Below are 253 nucleotides of genomic sequence, written 5' to 3' on the forward strand. Positions count from 1 at the left end.
GACGCGCCGCTGCACGCTCATCGTTTCGCGTAGGCTGGCCCAGTTGTCGCGGATGTCTGCTTTCTTCAGTTTCGCTCGTAGCACCTGTACGGCCTGATAGGCCAGCACGGTGATGAAGAGATGTCCGTCTGCGCGCTCCTCTTTCGAATGATAGACCGGACGCAAACCCAACTCGCTCTTCAGGCTGCGGAATACGCTCTCCAGATCCGTCAGCATCGTATAGGTACGCCACAGTTTTTCTTCGTCCCAAGTG

General features: G+C 56.9%; 1 pseudogene. It reads right to left on the minus strand.

Annotated elements, in window-relative coordinates:
* A pseudogene (locus tag IV91_RS0114120) lies at positions 1-253 on the minus strand (IS1634 family transposase); the annotation flags it as partial.

The sequence above is a fragment of the Ferrovum myxofaciens genome, from assembly GCF_000735045.1.
GTDB lineage: Bacteria > Pseudomonadota > Gammaproteobacteria > Burkholderiales > Ferrovaceae > Ferrovum > Ferrovum myxofaciens.